The following is a 9,322-nucleotide window of genomic DNA, read 5'->3' as shown; positions in this document are numbered from 1 at the left end:
TTTCATTTCTGCAGTCCAGTCGGTGAAGGTGAAGGCCTGGTCAGCCAGCAGAGTACCGATCTGTACTTCGATGACACGGCCTTGGAAGACGTTTTCGCCGTTGAACTGCTTCAGCATCTGTGCCTGAGTCGCGTGTACGATGTCACGGAAGTCCATGTGCGGCTTCATGTTGCCTTTGAAGGTAACTTTCACAGACTCTGGGATTGGCATGGCTGCTTCACCAGTGGCCAGTGCTACCGCAACAGTACCGGAGTCAGCACCGAACGCGACACCTTTAGACATACGGGTGTGGGAGTCACCACCGATGATGATCGCGCGATCGTCAACAGTAATGTCGTTCAGTACTTTGTGGATTACGTCGGTCATTGCAGGGTAAACACCCTTAGGATCACGTGCAGTGATCACGCCGAACGCGTTCATGAACGCCATCAGCTTAGGCGTGTTGGCCTTAGCTTTGTTGTCCCATACAGAGGCAGTGTGACAGCCAGACTGGAACGCACCATCAACGCTTGGAGAGATGGTAGAAGCAGCCATTGCTTCCAGTTCCTGAGTCGTCATAGGACCAGTAGTGTCCTGAGAACCTACGATGTTCACTTTAACGCGAACGTCAGAACCAGCGTGCAGTGGAGTCTCAGAGTTAACACCAACCGCGTTACGGTTGAAGATCTTCTCAACAGCGGTCAGGCCCTGGCCTTCGTGAGAGATTTCTTTAGAGGCCGCGTAAACCGCTGGTGCTTCAACGCCCAGAGTTTCTGCAGCGAAGGTCTGCAGCTGCTTACCGAAGGTGACTGCATAAGAACCGCCAGCTTTCATGAACTCGACTTTCTGTGGAGTGAAAGCGTCAGATACGTCAGACAGTTCGTTGCCGTTGCTGTCGAGCAGTTTCTTGGTCTTAGTGTTGATGGTCAGAACGGTACCGGTCTTAACAGAGTACACTTCTTCCAGTACTGCATCGCCGTTCTCGTCGCGAACAACGTTGCCGTTTTCGTCTTTCTTCTGTACCCAGTTTTTCAGGTCCAGACCAATACCACCGGTTACGCCGACAGTAGTCAGGAAGATAGGTGCGATACCGTTGGTACCTGCAACCACTGGAGCGATGTTGATGAATGGAACGTAAGGGCTTGAAGGCTTACCAGCCCACAGTGCCACGTTGTTCACACCAGACATACGTGAAGAACCAACACCCATGGTGCCTTTTTCGGCGATCAGCATTACTTGCTTGTCTGGGTTGGCTTCTTTCATCTTGGTGATTTCTTCCTGAGCTTCAGGAGAGATCATGCACTTACCGTGCAGTTCGCGGTCAGCACGTGAGTGAGACTGGTTGCCCGGAGACAGCAGGTCGGTAGAGATATCGCCCACGGCAGCAACGTAGGTGATCACTTTGATTTCTTCGTCAACGTCTGGCAGTTCGGTAAAGAATTCTGCTTTGCTGTAGCTTTCCAGCAGTTCTTTAGCGATGGCGTTGCCTTCTTTGTAAGCAGCAGCCAGGCGCTCGGTGTCTGCTTCGTACAGGAATACCTGAGTTTTCAGAACAGCTGCAGCCGCGTTTGCGATGTCAGCGTCGTCGCCCAGAGCCAGGTCCAGCAGAACCTTGATAGACGGGCCGCCTTTCATGTGAGACAGCAGTTCGAAAGCGAACTCCTGGTTGATCTCTTCTACAGACGCCTGACCCAGAATGATTTCTTTCAGGAATTCAGCTTTAACGCCTGCCGCAGGAGTCGTACCTGGAAGTGTGTTGTAGATGAAGAAGTTCAATGAGTCTTTGCGGTGCTCATTATTCACATCTTTGATCTGTTCGATGATTTCAGACAGCAGCTCCGCGCCATCGATCGGCTTAGGGTTCAACCCCAGCTCGTTCTTACGAACCTCAATTTCTTTCAGGTATTCTGAATACAGACTCATTTGCGACCCTCTCTCAAAGCCTTGTTAACAACTTCATTGCACTTTAGTTAACTTGCGTCCTACGATGGCAGCAAGCCCACGCCCATGCAGTTATGTCCGGTGAACAGTGCTACATAGCCACGAAAGTCACTATGTATTTGTTTCACCCTCTTTTTAGTAGTGCGGGAGTATACCGGAAATTTAGGCTCAGACGTATTTGTACCCCTGATATGCGTTATTCATGGTGTTTATGATGGAGGTCTCTAATATTTTTTCAATTTATCAGATCGTCGACAGTTTCCTGTGGCGTCCGGCCTGGTGGATTCTGAATTCTGTCGTCCTGCACTTTGGCACAATTGGCCTGCTCCGGACCGGTAAGCAACGCGTATAGTCAATCAGAACAATAAGCCCGGTCTCATCCGGCGATCAGCAGCCAGGAAAAAAGTAATGACTATTCAGACGCATAAACGCACCTGCAGCCTGTGTGAGGCGACCTGTGGCATTGAAGTCAGGCATGAAGATGGCCAGATTCTTTCGATTAAAGGCGATAAGGATGACCCGTTCAGTAAGGGTTACATCTGCCCCAAAGCCACGGCGCTGCAAGACCTTCATGAAGACCCTGACCGTCTGCGCCTGCCTATGATCCGCAGGGGCGATGAGTGGCATGAAGTTAGCTGGAATGAGGCTCTGGATCATACCGCCAGCGAGCTTATGCGTATCCGCGATCAGCACGGTCGCGATGCGGTGGCATCGTATCTTGGCAACCCCAATGTTCACAATTACGGCAATCTGCTATTTGGCCCGATGCTGCTTAAGGCGATTGGCTCAAAGAACAAGTTCTCGGCAACGTCTGTGGATCAGCTGCCGCATCACATGGCGAGCCTGCAGATGCTGGGGCATCAATTGCTGCAGCCTGTTGCTGATATTGACCGTACGGATTTTCTGATCATCATCGGCGGCAACCCTCTGGCATCCAATGGCAGCATGATGACTGTGCCGGATTTCCGTGGTCGGATTAAAGGGATTCAGGCGCGCGGAGGTCGTGTTCTGGTGATTGATCCGCGGGCAACTGAAACTGCCAGAGTTGCTAATGAGCACTGGTTTATCCGTCCTGGTCAGGACATTCAGCTGCTGCTGGCTGTGCTCCACGTCTGGGTGCATGAACTGTCTGCTCAGTTACCGGCATTGCCGGACTACGTTGCTCCCGCCGATCTTAGCGTCATCTGTGCGGGTATGACGCCTGAACACGCCGCCGACCGAACGGGTATCAGTGCTGAAGCTATCCGCCAACTGGCTGGTGACTGGCTGAGCGCGAAGTCGGCCAGCTGTTATGGCCGAATGGGGGTATCAGTTCAGCAGTACGGCGGGCTGTGTCAGTGGTTGATCATGGTGTTGAACATCGTAAGTGGTAATTTCGACCGGGAAGGCGGCTTGATGCTGTCTCATCCTGCGGTGGATCTGCCAGCCATTCTGGCTGCACGCGGCAGCCGCGGAAATTTCAATCGCTACCAGAGCCGCGTTCGTGGTCTGCCTGAATTTGGGGGAGAGCTACCGGTATCTGTGCTTGCCGAAGAGATTCTGACGTCCGGCGAAGGGCAGGTGAAGGCGTTAGTCACGATGGCGGGGAATCCGGTTGTCTCGACGCCCAACAGTACTCAGTTGGTGACGGCGCTGGATTCGTTGGAGTTTATGGTGTCGATTGATTATTACCTCAATGAGACGACCCGCCATGCACACGTGATTTTGCCGCCTTGCGGACCGCTGGAGCGTGACCATTACGATCTGATCTTTAACAGTTTCGCCGTCCGTAACGTCGCGAAATACGCGCCAGCTTTATTCCCACCGGACAAAGGTGCGAAGGAAGACTGGCAGATTATTCACGGTCTGTTGAAGCGAATGGGCCGTGGTAGCCTGAAAACCCGTCTCCAGGGCCGTCTCGTACTGGGCATCATGGGCTGGATGAAGCCGTCCGGTATTCTGAATGCGATGCTCAAACGCGGCCCCTATAAACTGACATTGAAACAGCTGAAAGCCGCATCGTCAGGTATGGATCTTGGGCCGTTGCGGCCATGCATGCCGGAACGATTGTTTACCCGGGATAGAAAGCTACATCTTGCGCCTGATCTGTATCTGGAGGAACTCGAGAGGGTGCGTCCACAGTTGTTGGCCAAGAACGTCGAGGATCTTGTGCTGATTGGACGCCGTCATGTGCGCAGCAACAATAGCTGGCTACATAACAGCCGCCGCCTGATTAAAGGGCCGAGACGTGATCGCCTGATGATTCATCCTGAGGATGCGGAGCGTTTCGGTATTGCCGAAGGCGGGACTGTGGAAATCAGTTCACGGGTCGGAAAGCTGGTGACCGAAGCTGAGATTACTGAGGAAGTGATGCCCGGCGTGGTGAGCTTGCCGCATGGTTGGGGCCACAACGTCGACGGTGTGCGTTTGGAGACCGCACGAGAGGCTGGCGGGGTGAATACCAACGTGCTCACCGATGATGCGCGCCTCGATGGACTGACCGGAAATGCAGCGCTGAACGGAGTGCCGGTATCGGTGGCTGCCGTTAGTCGATGACGCTGAACTCTTGCTAGTCGTTGTCATTGTGGCAGTCAGTTGCCACAATGACGTTCTCTTGTCAGATCAGGATTATCACCAGTGCGGATCGTAGCCGACGAAAATATCCCTTTAATTGATCAGTTCTTCGGAGACTTTGGAGACATCATCCGGGTTCCGGGTAGAACCATGACGGCGGCCGATGTCGCCGATGCCGATCTTCTACTAGTGCGTTCGGTGACGCAGGTGAATGAAGCACTTCTTAGCGGCAGCAAGGTCAAGTTTGTCGGTACGGCGACGATCGGCACTGATCATATTGATCTTGATTACCTGAGCGAATCGGGTATTGGCTTCGCCAGTGCGCCGGGGTGCAACGCCCAGGCCGTCGTTGATTACGTGCTTAGCGCGTTGAGTGTTGTCGTGGATAGTCGCGGGATTGATTTTCGTGATCTGAGTGTCGGCATTGTTGGTGTCGGTAACGTCGGCCTGCTTCTGCGTCAGCGTCTTGAGCAAATGGGTCTGACGGTACTCGCCTGTGACCCGTTCAAAGAAGAAGAGGACGTCGGCGAGCTGACGACGCTCGATAAAGTCCTTGGTTGTGATGTTGTCAGTCTGCATACACCGATGGAGAAGGGCGGTGACCATCCGACCTGGCACCTTATCGGTGAAGCTCAGTTGCAGCAGATGATGACAGATGCCTGCCTGATTAACGCTTGCCGTGGGGCTGTTGTCGATAACGATGCCTTGCTGAAGCATCTTCACGATAATCCGGATTTCGTTGCTGTGCTGGATGTCTGGGAAGGCGAGCCAGAGCTGAACCGCGAATTGCTGGATTTCTGTGCGTTGGCGACACCGCATATCGCTGGGTATTCTCTCGACGGCAAGATGCGTGGTACGGAGCTGGTCTATCAGGGTGCGTGCGAATTCTTTGGGCTGCCTGAACGTCTGAAGCTGGGGCAGTTTTTGCCAGAGCCTGGTATCCGGCGCGTCGATTTTTCTGCCGAAGTGCCTGTGCATCAGGCGCTGCGTACAGCTATCCGGGCATCGTATGAGATTCGGGTTGATGACGGCGTGATGCGTTCAGTCATACGCCACAGCCAGAATCTGCGTGAGTCGTTCGATCGCATGAGAAAGGATTACCCGCTGCGCCGCGATACCATCAATCTTAAGGTTGGGGTGCCTGCTCGCGCTCACGATCTGCAGGATGCGCTTGAAGCCGCGGGCTTCGATGTGCGTTCACGCTAAGGTTAAATAAACCGGCCTGTGCTGGGGTTATGCTTCGAGAAATTCTTCCCGAAGCAGTCTGCGTATTAATTCAGAATCACTTTCTTGAACGGCACCGTGGAGGCGACGGAACAATGGTTCGTCGCTTTCGTTTGGCTGACGCAGTAGGCGGGTGAATGCTTTGCTGCTCAGTACGAAATCATCGACAGATTCCTGCCGGTCAACGATTCCGAAGCGGACGTATTCCTCGTCGCGAAGCCACTGAATTGCGCCCAGCGCTGCTAAGTGGCGGGGTGAGTGAAGGCCGAACTCGTCCATCTCATCCGGCCCGCACACGTCTTCTACAAAGAGGGTTCTTGGGGCCGGAAATTGCTGTAACCCTGTGAGCAGGGTGACAGCAACATCACGAAAGAAATCATCAATATGAACGTCGAGCATTGGCGTGCGGGCCTTTGGTCGGATCAGAGCTGCTGATAGGTTTCGAAGAATTGCTTCATACGCTGCATCGCTGCGGTCAGATCTTCTGGCCTTGGCAGGAATACCACGCGGAAGTGATCCGGATCTGGCCAGTTAAAGGCCGTACCATGCACGAGCAGAATTTTCTGCTGTTCAAGTAAATCCAGAACCATGCGTTCGTCGTTGCGTATGTTGAATTTCTTGGTGTCGACCTTCGGGAAGCAGTACAGAGCGCCTTTGGGTTTAACACAGCTCACGCCGGGAATGTCATTCAGCATTTCGTACGCAATATCGCGCTGCTGAACAATACGGCCGTCGCCATTGACCAGATCAAAAATACTCTGATAGCCACCCAGTGCGGTCTGAATAGCATGCATGGAAGGCACGTTGGCGCAGAGTCTCATCGTCGCCAGCATCTCAAGACCCTGAATATAATCCCGCGCTTTGTGCTTGGCGCCGCTGATGATCATCCAGCCAGAGCGGAAGCCTGCCAGACGGTAGTTCTTGGACAGCCCATTAAAAGTAATAATCAACAGGTCGTCAGCAAGTGATGCGGTTGAGGTGTGTGTGACCCCGTCAAACAGAATCTTGTCGTAGATCTCGTCCGAGAAAACAATCAGGTTGTTTTCGCGGGCAATCTGCAGCATGCCTTCCAGGATTTCATCCGGGTATACGGCACCTGTCGGGTTGTTCGGGTTGATGATGACCATTGCGCGGGTGCGGTCGGTCACCTTGTTGCGAATATCGTCAAGGTCCGGGTACCAGTCAGACTGCTCGTCGCACAAATAGTGAACGGCTTTGCCACCTGCCAGGCTGACGGCGCCTGTCCAGAGTGGGTAGTCAGGTGCAGGAACCAGAACCTCGTCACCATTATTGAGCAGACCCTGCATACACATAACGATCAGCTCGCTGACGCCATTGCCGATGATGATGTCTTCGAGGCCGACGTTAGGGATCTTCTTCTGTTGGGTGTATTGCATGATGGCTTTTCGTGCAGAGAAAAGACCTTTGGAGTCGCAATAACCCTCAGAATCTGGCAAGTTGTAGATGACGTCCTGGATAATTTCCTCAGGCGCATCGAGCCCGAATGGTTTCGGATTGCCGATGTTCAGTTTGAGAATCCGATGGCCTTCTTCTTCCATGCGCTTGGCGGCATCCAGCACTGGTCCGCGTATGTCGTAGAACACGTTTGCCAGTTTGTTGGATTTGAGGATTTCCATGGAACTTTGCCGCCTGTATCGGAACTGAATTTAAGTGATTAATCATACTCTTACGATGCTCTATCGGAAAGTGGTTCAAAGAATGAAAAAAATTAGCAAGAGTGAAGACGAGTGGCGCCAACAGTTAAGTGCTGAGTCATACCGGGTTACCCGGGAAGCAGGAACAGAAAGACCGTTTACTGGCCAGTATTACGATTTCTCGGAAGAGGGTACTTACAACTGTGTGTGTTGTGGTGAGCCGCTCTTTCTGTCGCAGGATAAGTTTGATTCAGGTTGTGGCTGGCCAAGTTTCAGCCTGCCAGCAGATGAAGAGAATATAGAAGAGCGCAGCGACACGAGTCACTTTATGGTAAGAACTGAGGTTGTCTGCAAACACTGTGATGCGCACCTCGGTCATGTATTTACCGATGGCCCGGCACCGACGGGTCTGCGTTATTGCATTAACTCTGCCGCATTGACGTTTGAGGCGAAAGACGACAACGGCTGATGATCACATGATGGTCTTCCAATAGTCACCAGGGGCCAAATGCACACAGGTTTGGGCCCATTCGGCACTTGCGGCTGCAAGGGCTGATGTTTACTTTAAACGCTTTGAAATTAACGGATGGAGTGCCAGATGTCGGTTCTTGATTACACCATGCCCCTGTTGAACGGGAAAGATCAGGATCTTAGCGAATACGCGGGTAAAGTTGTTCTTATCGTAAATACCGCGAGTAAATGTGGCTTTACGCCGCAATACGATGGGCTGGAAACCTTGTATCAGGACTTAAAAGACAAGGGGCTGGTCATTCTTGGTTTTCCGTGTAATCAGTTTGGTAAGCAGGAGCCGGGCAGTGCCGATGATATTGGTGCTTTCTGTCAGAAAAACTACGGTGTCAGCTTCCCGATGTTCAGCAAAATCGATGTGAATGGCAGCGATGCAGCGCCTATTTACGACGAATTAAAAGCCGCAGCGCCCGGCGTTATGGGAACAAAAGGGATTAAGTGGAACTTCACTAAGTTTCTGGTGGGGCGTGATGGAAAGGTGATTGACCGCTACGCGCCGACAACGACGCCAGAGTCTCTGAAATCCGATATTCTTAAAGCGCTGGAAGCCTGACCCCAGCGTTAATCAAAGGTTTTCTTCTTCCAGGACTCTTCTGCTTCCGCCAGTTCTTCAGCGCCTTCTGCCAGTCGGGTAGGGCCAGTGGTGGCTCTATGCTGCTCAAGTTCATCAATGGCCTCGACCAGAGCATCCAGTTCTGTCATCAGATCTTGTGGCAGATCTTTTATATTCCGTATGGTTTTTTCGGCGCGCTTCAGAAAGTGCAGCGCCTGGTTCGGTGCATTCTGCGCCAGTGACTGTTTCGCACGAGCCTGATAGGTGTTTGCGCAGATACGTGCATTCAGGACGGTCGCTTCTCTTATGCGTTCTCGTGCGGATTCTGTGGGAATCACGTGTTCTTTGTGGCCACTTTTTATCAGTTCAAGGTAGTCCATCAGTGAGTCGCGCAATTCTTTTGCTTGCTTAGGTTGTGTCGGGAGCGGAGAGGGAGAGGGCGGCGGCGCATTATTTCGCCACTCTTCAGCCTGGTCTAATGCTTTAGAGGTGCGTGGCGGCATGGCGATGAACTTCGTATTCACCTGTTGTGCGTGGAAATCCGTCAGCTCGGCCAGTGCGCGTAGCGCTTCTATGGATAACCATGGGCGCAGGCTGCTACCCACGTTACTGGTCATGTTGATGGAATCAATGTGCTCAACAGATTTGCGCATCTGTTCAAGTCGGTACTGATCAAGCCACTTCTTTACCGTTACCACAGCGATGGCAATAATGCCGGTGACGATAGCGACAGAGATCATCGTTGTACTGTCCATTGGACGCTTCCTGGGAATAGGGCTGTTTTCTCAGTATAGGACAAATTTTTTGCTTTACAGGTATTGACGCTTCCTACGAACGTACATAGAATGCGCGCTCCTTGATTGAGACGTCCCCATCGTCTAGAGGCCTA

Annotated in this window: 8 protein-coding genes; 4 read left to right on the top strand and 4 right to left on the bottom strand. The window is 52.5% G+C overall.

From position 1 onward, the window contains the following. Window positions 1–1,902: aconitase family protein (locus B2067_RS13855; RefSeq protein ID WP_301388840.1), on the bottom strand; the 1,902-nt coding region annotated here is incomplete at its 3' end. Window positions 1,903–2,328: 426 nt separating this feature from the next. On the opposite strand from B2067_RS13855, the gene B2067_RS13850 reads away from it, so the two are divergent. Both B2067_RS13850 and pdxB read left to right on the top strand, forming a co-directional pair. Next, window positions 2,329–4,455 carry a molybdopterin oxidoreductase family protein gene (locus B2067_RS13850; RefSeq protein ID WP_301388839.1) on the top strand — a complete coding sequence of 709 codons (2,127 nt, stop codon included), beginning with the start codon at window positions 2,329–2,331 and terminating at the stop codon, window positions 4,453–4,455. Window positions 4,456–4,536: 81 nt separating this feature from the next. Further along, window positions 4,537–5,679: a 4-phosphoerythronate dehydrogenase PdxB gene (gene pdxB / locus B2067_RS13845; protein ID WP_301388838.1), complete on the top strand. Its 1,143-nt coding sequence runs from the start codon at window positions 4,537–4,539 to the stop codon at window positions 5,677–5,679. A gap of 27 nt (window positions 5,680–5,706) precedes the next feature. Here pdxB and B2067_RS13840 read toward each other — a convergent pair whose 3' ends face one another. Further along, window positions 5,707–6,096, bottom strand: coding sequence for a hypothetical protein (locus B2067_RS13840; RefSeq protein WP_301388837.1), 390 nt, complete (start codon window positions 6,094–6,096; stop codon window positions 5,707–5,709). Window positions 6,097–6,119: 23 nt separating this feature from the next. Further along, the gene (locus tag B2067_RS13835) at window positions 6,120–7,334 is read right to left on the bottom strand and encodes a pyridoxal phosphate-dependent aminotransferase (RefSeq protein WP_301388836.1); all 1,215 of its coding nucleotides are present in this window, start codon (window positions 7,332–7,334) and stop codon (window positions 6,120–6,122) included. Window positions 7,335–7,416: 82 nt separating this feature from the next. On the opposite strand from B2067_RS13835, the gene msrB reads away from it, so the two are divergent. Both msrB and B2067_RS13825 read left to right on the top strand, forming a co-directional pair. Then, entirely contained in the window at window positions 7,417–7,821 is a 405-nt protein-coding gene (gene msrB, locus B2067_RS13830; protein WP_301388835.1) for a peptide-methionine (R)-S-oxide reductase MsrB, read from the top strand. Between the two features lie 129 nt (window positions 7,822–7,950). Further along, window positions 7,951–8,433, top strand: a complete 483-nt coding sequence (locus tag B2067_RS13825) for a glutathione peroxidase (RefSeq protein WP_301388834.1) — start codon at window positions 7,951–7,953, stop codon at window positions 8,431–8,433. Between the two features lie 8 nt (window positions 8,434–8,441). Here the strand turns inward: B2067_RS13825 and B2067_RS13820 are convergent, their stop codons facing one another. Further along, window positions 8,442–9,188: a hypothetical protein gene (locus tag B2067_RS13820; RefSeq protein WP_301388832.1), complete on the bottom strand. Its 747-nt coding sequence runs from the start codon at window positions 9,186–9,188 to the stop codon at window positions 8,442–8,444. Window positions 9,189–9,322 lie beyond the last annotated feature (134 nt).

Origin of the sequence: Thalassolituus sp. UBA2590 (assembly GCF_002339775.1) — a bacterium.
In the GTDB taxonomy this organism is placed as follows: Bacteria; Pseudomonadota; Gammaproteobacteria; order Pseudomonadales; family Oceanobacteraceae; genus Thalassolituus.
This window is presented reverse-complemented; position numbering and strand designations above follow the sequence as displayed.

Excerpts from the sequence above, each read along its gene's own strand:
- B2067_RS13840 (WP_301388837.1), bottom strand. The coding sequence starts at position 6,096 with ATGCTCGACGTTCATATTGATGATTTCTTTCGTGATGTTGCTGTCACC.
- B2067_RS13820 (WP_301388832.1), bottom strand. The coding sequence starts at position 9,188 with ATGGACAGTACAACGATGATCTCTGTCGCTATCGTCACCGGCATTATT.
- B2067_RS13850 (WP_301388839.1), top strand. The coding sequence starts at position 2,329 with ATGACTATTCAGACGCATAAACGCACCTGCAGCCTGTGTGAGGCGACC.
- msrB (WP_301388835.1), top strand. The coding sequence starts at position 7,417 with ATGAAAAAAATTAGCAAGAGTGAAGACGAGTGGCGCCAACAGTTAAGT.
- B2067_RS13825 (WP_301388834.1), top strand. The coding sequence starts at position 7,951 with ATGTCGGTTCTTGATTACACCATGCCCCTGTTGAACGGGAAAGATCAG.
- B2067_RS13835 (WP_301388836.1), bottom strand. The coding sequence starts at position 7,334 with ATGGAAATCCTCAAATCCAACAAACTGGCAAACGTGTTCTACGACATA.